Raw genomic sequence first — 19,127 nt, 5'->3', positions numbered from 1 at the left:
TCTACGCGGCGGCCGAGTCCATGAGGAACAGCTGGATATCGGTGATAGTCCACAGCATGAAATTGCAGGCCATTACCCAGAAAATGGCCATCCAACTGCGCCACCGCAGATAGCGGTGCAGCTTGCGCACCATGATGATGGCGCAGCCGATCATGCCGAAGAAGGGAATGATCGGGGTGGTCAGGCTAAAGAAGGTGCGCTGCCCGTCGGTGCAGAGCCACGTGGCGGTGCCATCCTCACACAAGGGACCACCGGAGAGCCGGGTGACGAGTGCGACCGCGAAACCATAAAGCGCGGAGAAAAACAAGACCCCGAGCATGTACCAGACAGCCTGGCGGGTGGAGCGGCGGTTAGCAGCGGCAATCTCTAAAGGGTCCGGCTCATCGGCCAGCTCATCAAAGCTCCGCGGTTCCGGGCGGCGCAGATTGGCATAGTCCGCGTCGGAGGTCAGATCGTTTTCGGGATGCTCTGGTCGCAGGCTCATGCCCCAATCCTAACCGCAGGATGGGTGGACCAAGATAGGCACCCGAATATGCGGCAGCAGCTCCGTGGCGGTAGATCCCAAGAACACGCGGGCGATGGGGCCCTGCGGGGTGGAGGCCATGAGCATGAGATCGCCCTTCTTCCACTTGAGCGAATCCACCGCGCCGCCCCAGCCCGCGCCGGAACCAATTTCAGAGGTGACAACCAGCTCGGGGAATTTCTCCTGGATGCTATCGCGGGCGCGGTCCAGCATGGCGAGGGAATCCTCGAGCCACTCGGCCGTCAGCTTAAGCGCCATATCGTGCTTATCCTTGGACGGCGTATTGAGCAGTCCCTTTGCCGAGAAGGCAAGCAGGCGCAGCGGTAGGTTCCAGCGGTTCGCGAGCTCCGCTGCGGCGAGCATCTCATGATCTTCGCGCGGGCTGCGTTCGGTGATGGCAAAGTTGAAGCGGGTGACGCCGTGTTTGGACAGCTTCACCTTGCGGGGAACCAAGCCCAATGGTTGAGGGGAATAATGCAGCAGGGTATCGGCCGTAGAACCAGCGAAGAAACGGCCCTTCGGCGCCGCCTGGTTGGGGCCTAAGATGATGAGGTCTGCCTCGAACTTCTTGGCCATCTCCGTGAGCAGCTGGGGGCGCGAAGGCCCGTCCACCAAAAGGGAAGGCTTGTCATCCCAGCAGCTGCGGGGTACGCCGGCTTCATCGAGGGCGGCATGGGTCGCGGCCGCGCAGGCCTCCTTTTGTGCTTTAAACCATTTCTTATATTTTCCGCCCAGCTTGCTGAGGGAAGTAGTAGTCCACGGCTGAAACACGGTCGAGATGACGCGCACCTGGGTAGCGGCGGTACGGGAAAGCCACGCGGCACAATCTAGAGCCTCGGTGCCGGAGGAAGAAGGGCTCCAAGAAATAAGAATGCGAAGGGGTTTATCGGCCGAGCCCTTGCTTAAGGCCGGCAGATGCCCATCGGAAGAATCAGTTGCCATACGGAGTGAACTAGTGAGAGATTACGGTTTTCGTTTTCTCAATTATCACGTTAAGCCCAAGAAAAATGAAATCACCGCGGGCAAAACTAGCGCTGTTCGCCGTGCATTGTGGGGCGATAGACATCAGCCAGCTTGGAGATAACGGTGGCTACTTCGTTGGCGGTCTCCAAATCCTTCGGCTCGAGCCACCGCATGATCTCTGCTAGGGCGGAGGCGCGCTGCTGCGAGACGATGGCTAGTTCGGATTCGCCTAGTTGCGTCAGCGCTACCAAGACGCCGCGGCGATCCTCTTCATCGCGGTGGCGTTCCACGTATCCGCGGCGCTCTAGCTGATAGAGCGCGTTGGAGGCGGTGGGCATGCGGATAAGTTCTGCCTGCGCGATGGTGGAAACGCGGGACGGTCCGCGCATACGCAGCTGGTTCATGATGGACACCTGGGAGGTGGTCAATGAGGAGCCTTCCGCCGTGCGCTGGAAAATAAGAATGAGCTTATTGAGCGACGGCTGGATGGAACGCGCGACCTCGACAGCATCCTCGTACGTAGACGGGGATTGAGCGGGGCCCTTCTCCTCATGTTGCTGCGTCATAGAAAACGATTGTATAGCCCGTTTTCCCTGCGCGGTAGTTCGGAAGTTAAAAAATTAGTTTCCGGCAATAAAGTCTTCTAGCTCGGCGCGCGCCACGTCATCGGCCTTTTGCACCGGCGGGGATTTCATCAAGTAGGACGAGGCAGCCAGTACCGGGCCCGCCACCCCGCGGTCGAGGGCAATCTTGGCGGCGCGTACGGCGTCAATGATGATGCCGGCGGAGTTAGGCGAGTCCCAGACCTCCAGCTTGTACTCCAAGTTCAGCGGTACTTCGCCAAAGGCGGAGCCCTCTAAGCGGACATAGGCCCACTTACGGTCATCGAGCCATTCCACGTAATCGGAAGGCCCGATGTGGACGTTGCGGTCTTCGCGCTTGCCGGCGATGGGCGAGTTGTGCAGGTTAGAGGTTACGGCCTGCGTCTTGGAGATCTTTTTGGATTCGAGGCGCTCGCGCTCGAGCATATTCTTGAAATCCATATTGCCGCCCACATTGAGCTGCATGGTGCGCTCCAAACGCACGCCGCGATCTTCAAAAAGCTTCGCCATGACGCGGTGAGTAATGGTCGCGCCCACCTGGGACTTAATATCATCGCCCACGATGGGCAGCCCGGCGTCTTCGAACTTCTTCGCCCATACCGGATCAGAGGCAATAAAGACCGGCAAGGCATTGACAAAGGCGCAGCCGGCATCGATGGCCGCCTGGGCGTAGAACTTATCCGCTTCTTCAGAGCCCACCGGTAGGTAGGAGACTACGACGTCGGCGCCGGACTGGCGGAGTGTGGCGGGGACGTCGGCAAGCGGGGCTTCCGATTCCGCGATGGATTCTTGGTAGTACCGGCCGAGGCCGTCCAGGGTAGGACCGCGCTGCACGGTAACGCCCAGCTCAGGGACGTCGGTAATGGAAATGGTGCAATTGCGGGAGCTGCGCGTAGCCTCCGCCAGGTCCTTGCCCACCTTGTCCGCATCCACGTCGAAGGCGGCAACGAATTCCACATCGCCTACGTGGTACGGGCCAAACTGGGCGTGCATCAAACCGGGAATATCTGCATCGGCCGCGGCGTTGCGATAAAACTCCACGCCTTCAATGAGGGACGTGGCGCAGTTGCCGACGCCCACGATGGCGACCTTTACTTTTTCGGACACGGTCTACTCCTTTAACTCCATGAGTTGTAGCTGTCAGTGACTGCGCAAGGGTAAGCCGAAAATTATGCCCTACGGTGGCATAACGCCATGTGGATCGATCAAGAAGAGGTAATTAGGATGATCCGGGTGAATTCCGTTGCCTATAAGCACGTGCTCTCCCATGAGTGGGAGCGCGCCCACCACTTGCGCGAATTTCGCGCCGGGCAGCTCACGCGGGAGGACGTGTGCGATGCTGACTTTTTGCTGCGCGCCGCAGCTGAGCACCACGGGCGCACCATGGATAAGGAATGCCCCGTGTGCGGCGAGCCTTTGCGGCTTACGCGCTGGGTCTATGGCGAGAACCTCGGCCGCCGCGCCGGAAGCGCCCGCAGTGAGAAAGAAATAGCGGAGTTTGTAGCTGAGGGCTTGGAGTTTACGGTGCACGAGGTGGAGGTATGCCGCCAGTGCCGGTGGAACCACTTGTTGCGTTCTGCTACTGCATTTAACGCGTGTTAGTTTCCAGCGCACCGCCTTAGGCAGTAAGCTGCAATTATTTAGTTTGTGATCAGGGATGAATGAGGACACGAATCAGTGACCGAGAAGGAATCTACCGGCAAGTCCGCTAAGGGGGCTCGCCCCAGCAAAAAGCAGGCGACAAAGAAGCGCCGCATCTGGCCGTGGGTCGTTTTGGCGTTCCTACTGGTCTTTGTAGCACTGCCCGCAGGACTTTTTGCCTACGCATACTCGCAATACTCCGTTCCGGAGCCGAAGGACCTAGCCAATAACCAGGTCTCCACCATCTATGCGGGTGATAATCAGACCCAGCTCGCCCGCTTGGTGCCGCCGGAAGGCAACCGCACCCACGTGAAGCTGGATGAAATCCCGGAATACGTGCAGGACTCCGTGCTGGCCGCGGAGGACCGTGACTTTTGGGATAACTCCGGCTTCTCCTTCACCGGCCTCGGCCGCGCCGTGGTTGGTAAGGTAACCGGCAATGAAGATGCTGGCGGCGGTTCCACCATTACCCAGCAGTATGTGAAAAACACGCTGGTGGGCAACGAATACTCCTACGTGCGCAAGATTCGCGAGCTCATCTACTCGGTGAAGATGACCAATGAGTGGGATAAGGAGGATATTCTCAACGCCTACCTCAACACCGTGTACTTCGGCCGCAATGCCTACGGCATCCAGGCGGCATCCAATGCCTACTTTGATAAGGACGCCAAGGACCTCACTCCGGAGGAAGGCGCCATGCTCGCCGGCCTCATTCAGTCCCCATCCGGCCTCGACCCGCGCGTGAACCAGGAGGGCTCCGAGGACCGCTGGAACTACGTACTTGACGGCCTGGTGGGAATGGGTGATCTCACCCAGGAACAGCGCGATGGCATGGTCTTCCCGGAGACCCGCGACCCAGCTGAGTACTCCGCCTACACCGAGGCGCCCGGCGCCAATGGCCACATCAAGGATCAGGTCATCCGCGAACTGGAAGAGGTAGGCATCACCGAAAACGAGGTGTCCACCGGCGGCCTGCGCATCACCACCACCATCGACATGAATGTGCAAAACAACACCATTCAGGCAGTCGATGACCAGATGGCTCCGCTGCAAGAGGACGCGCGTGCGGCTTCCGTGACCATCGATCCGAAGACCGGTGCGGTCCGTGGATACTTTGGCGGCCACGATTCCAATGGTTGGGACTACGCCAACTCCCCGCTGCAGACCGGTTCTACTTTCAAGATCATGACCCTTGCGGCCGCCTTGCAGCAGGGCATCAGTCTAGATACCAATTACTCTTCCGCTCCGTACCAGCTGCCTGGCTCGGATGTTGTCACCAACGTGGGCGGCGGCTGCGGCGTATGCAACCTGCGCGAGGCTACCAAGCAATCCCTGAATACCTCCTTCCTTCGCCTGCAGGAGGACCTCAAGAACGGCACGCAGGACACCGCAGATATGGCGCACGCCCTTGGCGTGGCTAAGTCCCTGCCGGGCATTGAAAAGACGCTGACGGAAAAGGGCAAGCAGCCATTCGAAGGCATTGTTCTGGGCCAGTACCAGTCCCGCCCGCTCGATATGGCCACCGCAATGTCCACCCTGGCTAACCAGGGCGTGTGGCATAACCCGCACTTTGTGCAGCGCGTAGAAAACGCTGCCGGCGAAGTGCTGTACGAGCACCCCGAAGACGAGGGCGAGCGCCGCGTATCGTCCAACGTGGCTAAAAACGTCATCGAAGCCATGGAGCCGGTGGCCGCATGGTCTAATGGCGCTCTTGCCGGTGGCCGTGTTTCCGCCTCAAAGACCGGCACCACTCAGATGGGCGATACCGGAAATAACAAGGATGCCTGGATGGTCGGTGCTACCCCGCAGCTGGCTACCGCCGTGTGGGTAGGTACCGCGGATAACACCTCCGCTATCTTCGATCAGTACGGCGGCATCATGTACGGCGCCGGCGCGCCAACCAAGATTTGGAAGGCCGTGCTGGACAACTCCCTGGCCAACTCCGAATTCCAAAACTTCCCGGCTGCCTATCCGCTGGGATTCGGCAACATGGGCGCCGGAACGGCCGCTCCGGCCTATGACCCGAGCTGGGATAGCGGCGCTGGCGATACCCAGGACTACGAGGCCCCTGCCGAGCAAGCAGCTCCGGAAGAGGAAACCAAGCCGGCTCAGCCGGAGAACAAGCCGGAGAGCCCGAAGCCTGCCCCGAAACCGCAACGCGGCAATGGCAATAGCGGCAATGGTGGCAATAGCGGTAATAGCAACCAGGCACCGGCCCAGCCAGAGGCGCCGTCGTTGGATGACCTCATCGGCCCCGATAGCGACTTGGCAGACCTCCTAGGGTAGGCGGCAGTGACAGCGAATCCGCACCAGCGCATTCCCGCCTCCTCAGAACCCTTGGCCCGCGGGGTAATTGAATTCCTCGGCGGGCCAAGGGGCCGTTTTGCCGGTGTACGCCGCACCCAGTGGTGGACCCCTCTGCGCGCCATAATCGCCGTCGGCTGGGTTTTCCTGGCGTGCGGATTCCTCTCGAAGGCTAATTGCGCCGGCGGCACCCGCGGTGATGACGGGGTCATTAACCTAAATTGGGCGGGCAACCGCCAGTACACCTCTTTTTGCTATAACGACATCATCCCGCTCTACGGTGGCCGTGGCCTCGACGAAGGCGGCTTCCCCTATGCCTATTCTTGGCAAGAGGGTGACCTGACCCGCTATATGGAGTACCCAGTCCTCGCGGGCCTATTCCAGGGGTTGATGGGCTGGATTGCCCGCAATACGTACTCTCTGGTTGAGTGGGTTGGCATCCCGGAGGCCGGATGGTACTTCGGCCTGACCGCCTTGGTCATGGCGTGCATCTGGGTAGGCGTGCTCTACATGGTCTACCTGCTGGTGGGCAACCGCACCTGGGACACCATCCTCGTCGCCGCCAGCCCCCTTGTCATCATCCACGCCTTCAGCAACTGGGATATCCCCTCCATTGCCTTTGCCGTAGGTGCGCTCTTGGCCGCCGCGCGCAAGCGCCCTGTCGTAGCGGGTGTCCTCATCGGCCTTGGCACTTCCTTTAAGCTGTGGCCGCTCTTTCTCTTGGGTGCGTTCCTGGTCTTAGCGGTGCGCAACCGTCGCTGGCCGCAATTTTTCTACGCCTTGCTCGGCGCGGCCGTGACCTGGATTGTGGTCAACGCGCCGGTGGCACTGAAGTACCCGGAGGCATGGCGCGAATTTTTCCGCCTCAACCAAGAGCGCGGTGCGGAGTGGACCACCATCTACTCGGTGATTAGCCGCAATACTGGGATTAGCTTTAGCCCTGAGTTCCTCAATACCTTCAGCCTGGTGGCGTTTTTGGCTCTCTGTGCGGCAATTGCGGTGCTGGGCCTGCGCAGCTCGCGGACCCCGCGCATGGCAGAGCTGGTTTACCTCATCGTGGCAGCCTTCTTACTATTCAACAAGGTATGGTCGCCCCAGTATTCGATGTGGCTGGTAGTGCCCGCGGCCCTAGCCCTGCCACGCTGGCGCTTGGTCTTTAGCTGGGCGCTTGTCGACGCCCTAGTGTGGCCCCTACTCATGTGGCACATGCTGGGTACAGACAATAAGGGTATTCCGCACGAGCTGCTTGACGTTGCGATTATCTCCCGCGACGCCCTCATTATCGCCATGGCTGTCCTCGTTATTCGCCAGATGTGCGGCAAGACCACGGATAAGGTGCGCGATGCGCACGCTGGCCGCGACCCTTTGGCAGGAGCATTCGCATGATCGTTACCTATATCGGAATGGCATCCATCTTTTTGGGATTCCTCTGCGTGATGGGGGCCTTCTGGCTCTTCCACAATCGGGAGGATCGTCGCGGGCCCATCGTGCTGGGGCTCTTGGCCATTCTTTTCCTCACCATCATTCCGGCGACGGCAGCTGTGTTTTTCGCCGCAACGACCACTGGTTAGATTTCTTTTCGCCGGTCATTTGCGGTACTGTAGTGGGGTTGCTTGACGCAACGTACCCTCCTGCTGCATCCGCAAAGGTGATGCAGCCGAAAACTACTAGACCATAGGAGGTGATGAGGTCCGTGCGTCACTACGAAGTCATGATCATTCTGGATCCTAATCAGGATGAGCGCACCGTAACCCCGTCCCTGGATAAGTTCCTCGAAATCGTCCGCCAGGAAGGCGGCAAGGTTGAGAACCTTGATGTATGGGGCAAGCGTCGTCTTGCATACCCCATCAACAAGAAGGAAGAGGGCATTTATGCCGTCGTCAACCTGGAGTGCGAGCACACTTCGGTTGCCGAGCTCGACCGCCGTCTGAACCTGAACGACACCATCCTGCGTACCAAGGTTCTGCGCACCGACAGCAAGTAGCGGATACTGGGATCAAGCACAATCCACGTAACCGATAAGGAGTAAAGACATGGCACAGGGAGATACCAATATCACGGTGGTAGGCAACATCGTTGCTGACCCCGAGCTGCGCTTCACCCCGGCGGGTGCGGCAGTAGCTAACTTCCGCGTCGCCTCCACCCCTCGTCGCTATAACTCGCAGACGAATCAGTGGGAAGACGGCGAAGCTATGTTCCTGACCTGCAACGTATGGCGTCAGGCAGCGGAAAACGTTGCCGAGACCATGTCTAAGGGCATGCGCGTCATCGTTACCGGCCGCTTGAAGCAGCGTTCCTTCCAGACCCGTGAGGGCGATAACCGCACCGTATTCGAGATTGACGTCGACGAAGTCGGTCCGTCTCTGCGCTACGCCACCGCTCAGGTAAACCGCAATCCGCGTGAGGGCGGCAATAACTTTGGCGGCGGCCAGCAGCGCTCGAATAACAATAATCAGGGCGGTTTTGGAGGCGGCCAGCAACAGCAGCCGCAGCAGAACCAGGCTCCTTCTGAGGATCCGTGGAACTCCGCACCACCTGCAGGTGGTTTCGGAGGCGCTGATTCTGAACCTCCGTTCTAAGTCTGTCACCCGCAACTATTCAACTAACTCAATTGAAAGGCAGGGATCATGAAGCTGATCCTCACCGCTGCCGTTGAGAACCTCGGCGCCGCTGGCGAAATTGTTGAGGTTAAGGACGGCTACGGACGTAACTACCTGCTTCCTCGCGGCCTGGCCATCGTGGCTACCCGCGGCGCAGAGAAGCAGATTGAGGGCATCAAGCGCGCCCAGGAAGCTCGCGAGATTCGCGACCTGGATCACGCACGTGAGGTCCGTAACCAGCTCGAGCAGCTGACGGATGTCAAGGTAGAGGTTAAGACCTCCGAATCCGGTAAGCTCTTCGGTTCCGTTCAAGCAGAAGACATTGTCAACGCCGTCTCCAAGGCTGGTGGCCCTAAGCTGGATAAGCGCATCGTTGTGCTTCCTAAGGGCCTGGTCAAGAAGACCGGCAACTACCAGGTCGAGCTGAAGCTGCACGCTGATGTTATCGGCAAGGTGAACTTCTCGGTCGTTGCTGCCTAACTAGGCGCACGACGGTCCATATAGACCCAAAGACAACAGCAACGCTTTAGGCCTCAAGTTCCTGCTATGTGAGGTGGCAGGAACTTGGGGCCTTTAGCGCGTTTTCACCGGCCTGTGGATAACTGTGGAATTCTGTGGATAACTCTTTGTGTGTTTAACTTTCTGTTTACGTGGAGGCTGCTTTATTAACTCGCAGGTCAGGCCCCTTATCCACGGATGATGTGCCTATTTTCACACCGGGAAAAACATACCCTGAGCTGGGATTTTGATTTGTGCAGGTCATGGGCCTTTAGAGTTATCCACAGGTCTATGCAGGGCAAATATGGGCAAAGGCTCTCGCGACCTGCAATTTTCACAGCACCCTGTGGATAACTGTGGAAGTTATGCCCAGGGGGTGGTGTCTGGGCACTAGACTACACTGAGATTCCGATACGCTCGGACGCTCGAATAGCTACAAGGGGGAAGACATGACCAACGCCAGTTTTGATGATGAACACCTGCCACCAGAGCCGCCGCCGGAGGAGGAACCGGCCCCACGCCGCCGCTATCAGCAGGAAGAGCCAAAGCGCTATGGCGAATTCCGCCAGCCTCCCGCAGACCGCGAAGCGGAGCAGGGCGTCCTGGGCGCAATGTTGCTGAGCCCCCATACGGTGATGGAGGTCATCGAGGAGCTAGAGCCGGAGGATTTCTACTATCCGGCGCACACGTTGATTTACCGCGCCATGCTGGATCTATATTCCGAGGGCAAGGACGTCGACGCCGTCATTTTGGCCTCCCAGCTCGACCGCTTTAATAACCTCGAGCGCGTCGGCGGCGCCCCCTATCTCCACACGCTGCTCGCCACGGTGCCCACGGCTGCGAACGCACGCTACTACGCCGAAATCGTCGCGGAAAAGGCAGTGCTGCGCAAGCTTGTTGATGCCGGTACGCGCGTAGTACAGCTCGGATTTTCCGGCACCGAAGATGCAGAAATCGAGTCCGTCCTGGACCGTGCGCAGCAGGAAGTCTTCGCCGTCGCCCAGCGCAAGACGGCAGAAGATTACCGAGTCCTGGGAGACCTTATTGACCCCACCATTGATGAGCTCGCCGCCCTGCAGCAAGCCGGCGGTGTGGAGCTAGGTGTGCCTACTGGCTTCATCGACCTCGACAAGTTAACTAACGGCCTTCACGCGGGCCAGATGGTCATCGTTGCTGCTCGCCCTGGTGTGGGTAAATCGACCCTGGCCATGGACTTTATGCGGTCCTGCTCCTTGCAGCACGGCAAGTCCTCGGTGATTTTCTCTCTCGAGATGTCGGCTTCTGAGATTGTCATGCGCCTGCTCTCGGCGGAGTCAGAGGTGAAGCTGGCCGATATGCGCGGTGGCCGTGTCTCTACCGAGGACTGGGCAAAGATCGATGAGACCCTCAACCGAGTGCAAGACGCCCCACTCTTCATTGATGACTCACCGAATCTCACGATGATGGAAATTCGGTCCAAGGCCCGCCGCCTCAAGCAGCAGCACGGCTTGGACCTCATCGTCTTGGACTACCTGCAGCTGATGTCTTCGGGTAAAAAGGTCGAGTCTCGCCAGCAAGAGGTCTCTGAGTTCTCCCGCCAGCTGAAGCTCTTGGCCAAGGAGCTGGAGGTTCCTCTCATCGCGATCTCGCAGCTGAACCGTGGCCCTGAGGCGCGTACGGATAAAAAGCCGCAGCTTGCGGACCTCCGTGAGTCTGGCTCGCTGGAGCAGGACGCCGATATGGTCATGCTGCTCTACCGCCCCGACTCCCAGGACCGCGATAATGAGCGCGCCGGCGAGGCGGATATTATCCTAGCCAAGCACCGTGGCGGCCCGATCGATACCGTGCAGGTGGCGCACCAGCTGCACTACTCCAAGTTCGTCAATATGGCGCACGGTTAAATTACAGGTCTACCACCGCGTTGGGGTCTCCCAACCGTGGGCCAAGGATGACCAATACCAAGAAAACCGCAGCTGCGGCAAGCGCCAGCCACCGCCACACGGGGAAAAGGCGTTCGCCGCAGAGGCGGGCGAACGCCGCGCCAACGAGAGCGCCCAGGGTATTGAAGAGAAGATCATCGATATCCGTGCGCCCCAGGGCGAAAGCATATTGGCACACTTCTAGTACAAGGCTGAGGCCAAATCCCCACGCAGCTGTCTTCTTAACGGAGCGGCAGAGGCTAAAGACCAGCATGCCGAAGGGGATGAAGAATGCGGTATTGCCCGCGTACTCAAATAGCGGGCCAAACCAGCTGCCGCCGGAAAATTCATCGAAAGGAACCCAGCGCAAATCCCGGGCGCGCTGATTTTCCGGTTTCCACAAATAGCCAATCTGGTAGAAGGGCTTGAGCGTGGTTAACGCGACCATGACCGCGGTCCACGCGGCGAGGGATACCCTGCTGAGCACGCGCTAGTCCTTTCTTTCGTGGCGGGGGAGTGTACGCCCCGCCAATGCTAGCCTGCTCAGGGGTGCTCGGCGGCCTTATTTAGCGACGGACGGAAAAGCCGCGCAGCCGCAGCGAGTTAGTAACCACGAAAACCGAGCTCAGCGCCATGGCCAGGCCCGCCAGCAGGGGATTGAGCCAGCCGAGCGCGGCCACGGGAATGAGTACGACGTTATAGGCGAAGGCCCAGAAGAGATTGCCCTTAATGATTGCTAGCGTGCGGCGCGAGAGCCGAATGGCATCAGCGGCGCAGCGTAGATCGCCGTTCATCAGGGTGATATCGGAGGCTTCAATGGCAACATCGGTACCCGCGCCCATGGCGAGGCCGAGGTCGGCTTGGGCCAGCGCGGCGGCGTCGTTAATGCCATCGCCCACCATCGCCACGGTGTGCCCCGCGGCCTGCAGCTCCTTGATGTGGTTCACCTTGTCCTCTGGCAGGACCTCAGCGCTGACGTGATCGATTCCCACCTCGGCAGCCACGGCGCGGGCGGCCCCGGCATTATCGCCGGTCAGCAGGTAAGGGGTTAGCCCCAGTTCCTTCATCTGCGCCACGGCGGCGGCCGAGCTGGGCTTGATGGTATCGCGCACCTCAATGACGCCTGCGGGCTGTCCGTTGACGGTGACGACCACCGGCGTGGCACCAGCGTCCTGCGCGGCGCGGAACGGCGCTTCTAGGTCGCCCAACGGGCCTTGGCGCTTGCCGACGCCCACCCGGAACCCCTCCACAGTTCCTTCCACGCCACCCGGAACCACTGCGAAGTCGGTAGCCGGCTTTACACTGCGCTCGCTAGCGATAGCGCGAGCGATGGGGTGCTCGGAATTGTGTTCCACGGCCGCGGCCAAGTCGAGGACGTCGCCGTGCACGGCGGTAACGGACATCTCTCCGGCCGTTACCGTGCCGGTCTTATCCATGACGATGGTATCGATTTGCCGCGTAGATTCCAGGATCTCCGGGCCCTTAATAACCAGGCCCAGCTGTGCCCCGCGGCCGGTGCCGACGAGGATTGCGGTGGGCGTCGCCAAGCCCATGGCGCAAGGGCAGGCCACAATGAGGACGGAGACCGCGGCGATAAAGGCCGGGGCCACCCCGCCGAAGAAGAGATGGGCAAGGAGTGTCAGCGCTGCTACGGCAATGACCGCGGGGACGAAGACCTGCGCAATGCGGTCCACGAGGCGCTGTACCGGCGCCTTGGACGTTTGTGCATCCGTGACCAGCTGGGCCATTTGGGCCAGTACCGTATCCTCGCCCACCTTGGTCGCTCGGACCTCGAGCTTGCCGGAGGCATTAATGGTTGCGCCGGTCACCGCATCGCCGGACCCGACCTCGACGGGCACGGGCTCGCCGGTGATCATGGAGGCGTCGACCGCCGAGTTGCCGGCAACGACGATGCCATCGGTGGCGATCTTTTCGCCCGGGCGTACTACGAAGACATCGCCTACCTGCAACTGGGCAATGGGAATGCGCTGCTCGCCTCCCTCGCGCAGCACCGAAGCTTCCTTAGCACCTAGGGAGAGCAGCTCCCGCAGGGCTTCAGAGGACTGGCCTTTGGCCCGTGCCTCGAACCACCGGCCGAGTAGGAGGAAGGTAATGACCATGCCCACGGACTCAAAATAGATGTGATCCATCTGCGCCGCGTTCGCATCCAACGTCATGTGCATCTTCATGCCCGGCTCGCCTGCATTGCCGAAAAACAGCGCCCATAGCGACCAAAAGTAGGCCGCTGAGGTTCCCATGGTGATAAGCGTGTCCATGGTGAAAGAACCGTGCTTGAGGTTTGTCCACGTAGCGGTGTGGAAAGGCGCGCCACCAAAGATAAAAACGATGGTGGCCACGATGGCGCAGGCCCACTGCCAATTGGGAAATTGCAGTGCCGGCCACATCGAGACCACCATGAGCGGTAGCGATAGAGCACCAGAGATAATGGTGCGGCGCAGCAATCCCCCGTCATTGCTCTTCTCGGCTTGGGGCTCCTCCGCCTTCGCCCCCGCCATATCGAAGGCGCCGTAACCTGCGCCCTCCACCACCGAAATGAGCTCCTGTGGGCTTACCGTTTGGGAGTCATACTCGATGGCCGCCGCCTCGGTAGCGAAATTGACGCTGGCGCTTACTCCCTCGAGCTTGTTGAGCTTGCGCTCGACGCGGGAGGAGCAGGAGGTGCACGTCATTCCCGTTACGCCAAGGTCCAAGTGGGACATGGTGGTTCCTACTTCAGCGTGTAGCCGGCCTCAGCCACGGCGGCCGCTACCTGTTCATCGGTGAAATCGGTGCCAGTAACCGTGACGGCGCCGGTGGTATGGTCCGCAGTGACCTCGCTAACGCCAGAAATTTCGCCGACCTCTTCCTTTACCGACATTTCGCAATGTCCGCAGGTCATGCCCTCTACGGTGTAGTTCTTGGTGCTCATGATGATCCTTTCTTAGGGTTGGTTTCCGGGCCCATTATATACCCCCTAGGGGTATATGACAAGGATATTTCATGTACGTTGGGGAATAAAGCAATCCGCAAAGGAGTTAGAACAACCATGGCTACTATCGATGTCACCGAAGAAAACTTTGAAGAAACCGTTACCGGCGAGGGCATTACGCTCGTAGACGCCTGGGCCGATTGGTGCGGCCCCTGCAAGCGCTTTGCGCCGGTTTTTGAAAAGGCCTCCGAAGAGCACACGGATGCTACCTTTGCCAAGCTCGATACCGAGGCCAACCAGGGCCTCGCATCCGCGCTGGAGATTCAGTCCATTCCTACGCTGATGATCTTCCGCGATGGCATCTTGGTCTTCCGCGAGGCTGGCGCGCTGCCACCTGCAGCATTGGAAGACCTGCTGAAGCAGGTCAAGGAACTCGATATGGCGGAGGTTCGCCGCCAGGTAGAAGAGCAGAACGCGCAGGGTTAATCCCCGCTAGCTTCCTAGGCGCTTTCTGGTGAGTATCGCTAAACTCGCTAGAAAGCGTCTTTTTATGTCCAAAGGAGAAGATAATGGCTAACCCCTTCAGCAAGGGCTGGAAGTACATGATGAGTTCCTTCGATCAGAAGATTGATGAGAACGCTGATCCGAAGGTGCAGATCCAGCAGGCCGTCCAGGCCGCCAAGGAGCAGCACCAGCAGATTTCTGATCACGCTGCAGAAATCATTGGCCATAAATCCCAGCTGGAGATGCAGATGAACCGCCTGGTTAAGTCTCAGCAGGACTACCAGTCTCAAACCCAGCGTGCATTGGAGCTGGCGGATTCTGCGGAGGACCCGCAAAAGGCCTCCGAGTATAACCAGGCTGCGGAAGTGGTTGCCTCCCAGCTGGTAGCGGTGGAGCAGGAGCTGGAAGACGTTAAGCAGCAGTACGCCGCCGCAGAACAGGCTGCCGCGCAGGCCAAGAGCCAGCAACAGCAGTCTGAGGCGCGCTTGAAGGAACAGCTGGCCCAGGTTAGCCAGCTGGAGGCCCAGGCGGACCAGGCGGCTATGCAAGAAAAGAACGCCCAGGCTATTGATTCCATGAATCAGCTCAACCCGGACGATTCCGTGCCTACTCTAGATTCTGTGCGCGCAAAGATTGAAAAGCGCTATGCCGATGCCCTTGGTGCGCAAGAATTGCAGCACGCCACCGGCGGCGATCGCATTAATGAGATCCAAGCCGCCGGCAATGACATGAAGGCGACTGCGCGCCTTGATGCCATCCGGGCGGATCTTAAAAAGAAGAAAGAGCTCGAATCCGGCGATTAATTCTGCCGGCGAACATTAATCAGAACCCCACGAATCCCTGAGTGGAATCCATCGCGCAGGTTCACGCGCTGGGTTTCGGTCAGGGTGTATTCGTGCAGGGTTTCGCAGGCAAACTGCAACAGCGGGCGGTCGATCTCTGGGGGAAGCCCGCCGCCTGAAAGTAGATGTGCCTGATCTCGCTGCTCGGTGCTAGCAGCGTTATCGAACCACCACGAGGCGTATTGCTGGCCCACATCGAATGGGGATTGGAACCCAGCTGAGCTCCATACTTCTTCCGGCAGCGGCACATACTTAGAGCGCAGTTTGCGGCGCGGTGCCATCATGGATGGCTTGGGCGCCGGCTTCTCCGCGGGGGAGTCCTCCTCGGCGGCGGAATCCTCTGCGGCATCCGCCTTGGGAGGAGCCGGCTTGGGCGTTGGGGCCGGGGTGGGCTTTTCTGTGGCGCCGAAGGCTGCCTCCACCTCTGAAGGCTCGCCGCATTCATCCGGTTCGGGCATTTCCTCGCCCTCTTTATGTGCATTTTCGCGCACCACTGGAGGAAGCGGGCCTTCTAGGACCTGCAATTCCATAGCGTCTGCGAAGTCCTCGCGAGGGTCCAAGATGGTGGTGGAATCGCAGGCATGGCGCAGTGCGGAGGACATGGAGTCCCAGCCGAATCCATAGAGGTGTACGCGGATGCCGTTATCTACGGCTGCTTGTGCGCCGGGAATCATGTCCGCATCGCCGCTGACGAGGACAAAGTCGGTGAATTGTCCCTTCATGGCGGCGATGACCATGTCCGCTACGAGGCGGGTATCTACGGCTTTTTGGGTGCGGCGCTCGCCCCATTCGATGAGCTGACCGGTGCGCAGCTGGACCCCTTCGCAGGTACGCAGGGCGCGCTGGTAGCGGTGTGGGCCGGTATCGGGAATGCCGTCATACCAGTATTGGCGCTGGATTGGGGTTCCCAGTTGGTTCTCGATCATCCCGCCCATGGTGCTGACCACCTCGGGCAGATCGATTTCTAGCTGTGCGCGGGCACCCGTTTCCCACGAGTTATAAAAGCTTGCGAGCAAGTATGAGGTATCGACAAAGACGAGTGTGCGTTCAAGCATGGCTCCTAAGTTCCGTTCTAATTGTTCTAAATAAAATTCTTTGTGGTTTCCAGTGTGCCCCATTAGTCACAAAACGTCGATAACCTTGGACAAAATCCCAGCGCAGTGGCAGCAAAAAAGTTTTCTCTTTGGAAGTATTGCAGGGGTGGGGTGTTGCCGATATGGTTGGTTACACAAGTAACTAACCAACGAACCGAGGGTCAATGGATAATTCCACGCAACCACTCTTCCGTCAGATTGCTTCTCTGGTGGAGGACGCCATCGTGGACGGAACCTTGGGCGAGGGGGATAGGGCCCCATCTACTAACGAGCTTGCTGATTTCCACAACATCAACCCGGCCACTGCCCGCAAGGGCATCAGCCTCCTGGTGGATATTGGGGTGCTGGATAAGCGCCGCGGCATCGGCATGTTCGTGGCAGAAGGCGCCCTGAAAACGATCCGCGAGCGCCGCCGCGCCGATTTCGCGGCGGAATATATGGCACCGCTTGTCGACGAAGCCGTTCGCCTGGGCTACAACCGGGCCCAACTCCACGACCTATTTGATCGCGTTGCAGAAAGCCGAGGAATGTACTCATGATTACAACACGAGATTTCACCTTTGCCGATGGCCTCACACATGGCTTAGTTGGCCCCAATGGCATTGGCAAGACCACGCTCCTGCGCAAAATCGCTGGCCAAATCCAATCTGGCGGTATTACGGTCTTCGGGGAAGAGCCCTTTGACAAGCAATCGGTCCTTAACCGGGTTATTTTGATGGGGATTGATAACCCACTGCCGGATTCCTGGGGCATCGGAAAGCTGGGCGTCATTGGTAAGGCGCGCTGGCCGCGTTGGGATGAGGAGCGTTTCAATGAGCTGTTGGTTCGCTTCGACGTACCGGCCAAGGCCTATTCTTCCCTGTCCCGCGGGCAAAAGTCTGCGGTGGGATTCATCTTTGCCGTAGCTTCCGGCTGCGAGGTCATGCTTCTCGACGAACCCTATCTCGGCCTTGATACACAGCGCCGCGAGCTCTTTTATCAGGTGCTGCGCGAGGAACACGGTCGTACCATTGTCATCTCCACCCATCACCTCAATGAGGTAGCGGGCCTCCTCGACACCGTCGCTCTTATGGGGGACAGCCCGATTTCAGGCCCCATTGATGACTTCATCGAGGGAATTCTTGAGCTCACCGGCCCATCTGAGGCTCTCAACGCAGCGGTCGAAGAGCTCGATCTCCCAGTACTGAGTAGAGAAACCACGCTTGTAGGAGATCGCCTGCTTGCCGACGCCCGCTCTGCCGCCACCGAGCCTATCTTCCGCACGGCCCAGGCCCATGGCCTGCGGATCAATGAAGTTTCCTTGGAACGTGCGGTTATGGCATTGGAGGAGAAAGCATGAAACTCCTGTGGTACCTAGGCGATTGGTGGCGCTGGACCTTTTTCCTTTTCGCTTTGCTCGTCATGCCCGTCATGGCGCAGGGAACGTGGAACGTGCTCCCGGTGATCTTTTCCTTGTCACTAATACTTTCCCTGACACCAGACTTTAAGAAGTACCAGCTAGTGGGCCTAGGCTCGAAAATCTGGAATGAGCATCGCCGCATTCTCGTTGCCCTGTGCGCACTAGCGGCAGCTATCGGTGCCCTCACCGTGCAGTTGTGGTGGGCATTGCCCATTTATGCCGTCGCAGCGGCGTGGGCCATGTACCGCAGGGCTACTCCTAAACGGGTCGGGTACACCACGACCGGTTCCCAACCCTCAAACGGATTTGGATGGTTCCCTCGTACCTTGGCCGGGCAAGCAATCTATCGCCCCCAGGTCAAGGCGTGGGGCGCAGCGTGTTTGGCTCCTGCGATCGGTCTTGCTCTCTACAGGTATGAGGATCAAATCCCAGTCCTAGGCTTCCTAGGAAGTTTATGCTGGGCACTGACAGCGGTAGCGCTCGCTGCGGCTTTGCACAGCTTGCGGGTATCCCTTCGTGGATACACGGTGCTTGGTGGTAGCCGTACCGTCTGGGCCCGCCACACTGCAGTGCTCGGACTGATCCCTGTCGTCGTCGCCTTAACCTTCAGCGCAGTACTAGGGAAAGACGGTGAACTCGTTGCGGCCGTCGCGCTGCCTAGCGCCACCTGCGCCCCAGTAGTGGCCAGTCTGGAATTTCTGGGAAAGAAGAATTGGCACCTATTCGCCTTCTATGCGGTCCTCATCGCCGGGATGGCCCTACTGTGTACTCAGGTGGCGGTTCCCGCGGTTGTCCAGCTTTTCTTGGCGGTGGCCTTCTATGCGGCCTGGGCATTGACGTTCCCCGCCTACATTCGCCGAGCGAACGCGCACCGAGGGGGAATGAGCGCTTGGATGGGCATAAATTAAACCGCTCAAAAGAAGGGTTGGCCTGGGGATTTGTGTTTGTTTAAGTCGCTGTGTAACTTAATACGAGTCAGCGCGACCGACAGCGCCCCACAGGAACTAGAAAGTTCCTGGCTGAAGCGGCGATAGGAAAACAGGCCCTGACAAAACAAAATTCTTTTTGCTCACAACGAGCTACATGCCAAAGTGTGTGTGTGGTTGTTGTGTGGTGATGATGTTTGAGAACTCAATAGTGTGCCAATGTACTTTTTATTTTTTGTGTGCATGGTTGTGTGTTGATTGGTTTGTCTGCCAGCAGGCCTAGGTGGTTTGTTGGTTGGTGTGTGCCGGTTGGGTATGTGGAACACGTACTCTTTTGAATGCTGTTTGGTGTTTCGGCTGCATTGAGATGGATTGGTTGGCATGTGATTGTGTTCAACTTTTTT

General features: G+C 58.9%; 21 protein-coding genes. 13 read left to right on the top strand and 8 right to left on the bottom strand.

The window, feature by feature from the left end:
• Position 1 precedes the first annotated feature (1 nt).
• The 4 genes from MHK00_RS07945 to MHK00_RS07930 form a co-directional block, all read right to left on the bottom strand.
• On the bottom strand, positions 2-484 hold the full coding sequence (locus MHK00_RS07945; RefSeq protein ID WP_250411153.1) for a hypothetical protein: 483 nt from the start codon (positions 482-484) through the stop codon (positions 2-4).
• 9 nt (positions 485-493) lie between these two features.
• Positions 494-1,465 carry a universal stress protein gene (locus MHK00_RS07940; RefSeq protein ID WP_250411151.1) on the bottom strand — a complete coding sequence of 324 codons (972 nt, stop codon included), beginning with the start codon at positions 1,463-1,465 and terminating at the stop codon, positions 494-496.
• Positions 1,466-1,551: 86 nt separating this feature from the next.
• Complete coding sequence (locus MHK00_RS07935; RefSeq protein ID WP_005325935.1) at positions 1,552-2,052, bottom strand: MarR family winged helix-turn-helix transcriptional regulator; 501 nt, start codon at positions 2,050-2,052, stop codon at positions 1,552-1,554.
• A gap of 54 nt (positions 2,053-2,106) precedes the next feature.
• A complete protein-coding gene (locus MHK00_RS07930; protein ID WP_239230100.1) occupies positions 2,107-3,195 on the bottom strand; it encodes an inositol-3-phosphate synthase in 1,089 nt (362 codons plus the stop codon).
• Positions 3,196-3,312: 117 nt separating this feature from the next.
• Between MHK00_RS07930 and MHK00_RS07925 the strand changes: the two genes are divergently transcribed.
• The 8 genes from MHK00_RS07925 (at position 3,313) to dnaB (ending at position 11,011) form a co-directional block, all read left to right on the top strand.
• A complete protein-coding gene (locus MHK00_RS07925) occupies positions 3,313-3,690 on the top strand; it encodes a DUF5318 family protein (protein WP_034667960.1) in 378 nt (125 codons plus the stop codon).
• Between the two features lie 75 nt (positions 3,691-3,765).
• A complete protein-coding gene (locus MHK00_RS07920) occupies positions 3,766-6,015 on the top strand; it encodes a transglycosylase domain-containing protein (RefSeq protein ID WP_250411147.1) in 2,250 nt (749 codons plus the stop codon).
• A 6-nt stretch (positions 6,016-6,021) separates the two neighbouring features.
• The gene (locus MHK00_RS07915) at positions 6,022-7,419 is read left to right on the top strand and encodes a glycosyltransferase family 87 protein (protein WP_005325939.1); all 1,398 of its coding nucleotides are present in this window, start codon (positions 6,022-6,024) and stop codon (positions 7,417-7,419) included.
• Positions 7,416-7,604 carry a hypothetical protein gene (locus MHK00_RS07910; RefSeq protein WP_005325940.1) on the top strand — a complete coding sequence of 63 codons (189 nt, stop codon included), beginning with the start codon at positions 7,416-7,418 and terminating at the stop codon, positions 7,602-7,604. The genes MHK00_RS07915 and MHK00_RS07910 overlap by 4 nt, the downstream gene beginning before the upstream one ends.
• A 122-nt stretch (positions 7,605-7,726) precedes the next feature.
• The gene (gene rpsF / locus MHK00_RS07905; RefSeq protein ID WP_005326996.1) at positions 7,727-8,017 is read left to right on the top strand and encodes a 30S ribosomal protein S6; all 291 of its coding nucleotides are present in this window, start codon (positions 7,727-7,729) and stop codon (positions 8,015-8,017) included.
• 49 nt (positions 8,018-8,066) lie between these two features.
• Positions 8,067-8,612, top strand: coding sequence for a single-stranded DNA-binding protein (locus tag MHK00_RS07900; RefSeq protein WP_005325943.1), 546 nt, complete (start codon positions 8,067-8,069; stop codon positions 8,610-8,612).
• A 48-nt stretch (positions 8,613-8,660) separates the two neighbouring features.
• Positions 8,661-9,113 carry a 50S ribosomal protein L9 gene (gene rplI / locus MHK00_RS07895; RefSeq protein ID WP_005325949.1) on the top strand — a complete coding sequence of 151 codons (453 nt, stop codon included), beginning with the start codon at positions 8,661-8,663 and terminating at the stop codon, positions 9,111-9,113.
• 467 nt (positions 9,114-9,580) lie between these two features.
• Positions 9,581-11,011, top strand: a complete 1,431-nt coding sequence (dnaB, locus tag MHK00_RS07890; RefSeq protein ID WP_005325950.1) for a replicative DNA helicase — start codon at positions 9,581-9,583, stop codon at positions 11,009-11,011.
• Between the two features lies 1 nt (position 11,012).
• Here the strand turns inward: dnaB and MHK00_RS07885 are convergent, their stop codons facing one another.
• The 3 genes from MHK00_RS07885 to MHK00_RS07875 all read right to left on the bottom strand — a co-directional run bounded on the left by MHK00_RS07885 (position 11,013) and on the right by MHK00_RS07875 (position 13,958).
• A complete protein-coding gene (locus tag MHK00_RS07885; protein ID WP_250411220.1) occupies positions 11,013-11,477 on the bottom strand; it encodes a VanZ family protein in 465 nt (154 codons plus the stop codon).
• Between the two features lie 118 nt (positions 11,478-11,595).
• Entirely contained in the window at positions 11,596-13,749 is a 2,154-nt protein-coding gene (locus MHK00_RS07880) for a heavy metal translocating P-type ATPase (protein WP_250411145.1), read from the bottom strand.
• A gap of 8 nt (positions 13,750-13,757) precedes the next feature.
• Positions 13,758-13,958 (bottom strand): heavy-metal-associated domain-containing protein, encoded by a 201-nt coding sequence (locus MHK00_RS07875; RefSeq protein WP_005325954.1) that lies wholly within the window; start codon positions 13,956-13,958, stop codon positions 13,758-13,760.
• A 117-nt stretch (positions 13,959-14,075) separates the two neighbouring features.
• Here MHK00_RS07875 and trxA point away from each other — a divergent pair, with 117 nt between their 5' ends.
• Both trxA and MHK00_RS07865 read left to right on the top strand, forming a co-directional pair.
• Positions 14,076-14,444, top strand: a complete 369-nt coding sequence (gene trxA, locus MHK00_RS07870) for a thioredoxin (RefSeq protein WP_005325956.1) — start codon at positions 14,076-14,078, stop codon at positions 14,442-14,444.
• Positions 14,445-14,527: 83 nt separating this feature from the next.
• Positions 14,528-15,265: a PspA/IM30 family protein gene (locus tag MHK00_RS07865; protein WP_005325958.1), complete on the top strand. Its 738-nt coding sequence runs from the start codon at positions 14,528-14,530 to the stop codon at positions 15,263-15,265.
• On the opposite strand, the gene MHK00_RS07860 is transcribed toward MHK00_RS07865, so the two are convergent.
• Complete coding sequence (locus MHK00_RS07860) at positions 15,262-16,359, bottom strand: NYN domain-containing protein (protein WP_250411143.1); 1,098 nt, start codon at positions 16,357-16,359, stop codon at positions 15,262-15,264. The genes MHK00_RS07865 and MHK00_RS07860 overlap by 4 nt on opposite strands.
• Positions 16,360-16,562: 203 nt before the next feature.
• Here MHK00_RS07860 and MHK00_RS07855 point away from each other — a divergent pair, with 203 nt between their 5' ends.
• The 3 genes from MHK00_RS07855 to MHK00_RS07845 are packed head-to-tail and all read left to right on the top strand — an operon-like array spanning position 16,563 to position 18,705.
• Positions 16,563-16,937 (top strand): GntR family transcriptional regulator, encoded by a 375-nt coding sequence (locus tag MHK00_RS07855; RefSeq protein ID WP_005327000.1) that lies wholly within the window; start codon positions 16,563-16,565, stop codon positions 16,935-16,937.
• Positions 16,934-17,737, top strand: coding sequence for an AAA family ATPase (locus tag MHK00_RS07850; RefSeq protein ID WP_250411142.1), 804 nt, complete (start codon positions 16,934-16,936; stop codon positions 17,735-17,737). The genes MHK00_RS07855 and MHK00_RS07850 overlap by 4 nt, the downstream gene beginning before the upstream one ends.
• Positions 17,734-18,705 carry a beta-carotene 15,15'-monooxygenase gene (locus MHK00_RS07845; RefSeq protein WP_250411139.1) on the top strand — a complete coding sequence of 324 codons (972 nt, stop codon included), beginning with the start codon at positions 17,734-17,736 and terminating at the stop codon, positions 18,703-18,705. The genes MHK00_RS07850 and MHK00_RS07845 overlap by 4 nt, the downstream gene beginning before the upstream one ends.
• Positions 18,706-19,127: the final 422 nt, after the last annotated feature.

It is taken from the genome of Corynebacterium tuberculostearicum (genome assembly GCF_022347385.1).
GTDB lineage: Bacteria > Actinomycetota > Actinomycetes > Mycobacteriales > Mycobacteriaceae > Corynebacterium > Corynebacterium tuberculostearicum_M.
This window is presented reverse-complemented; position numbering and strand designations above follow the sequence as displayed.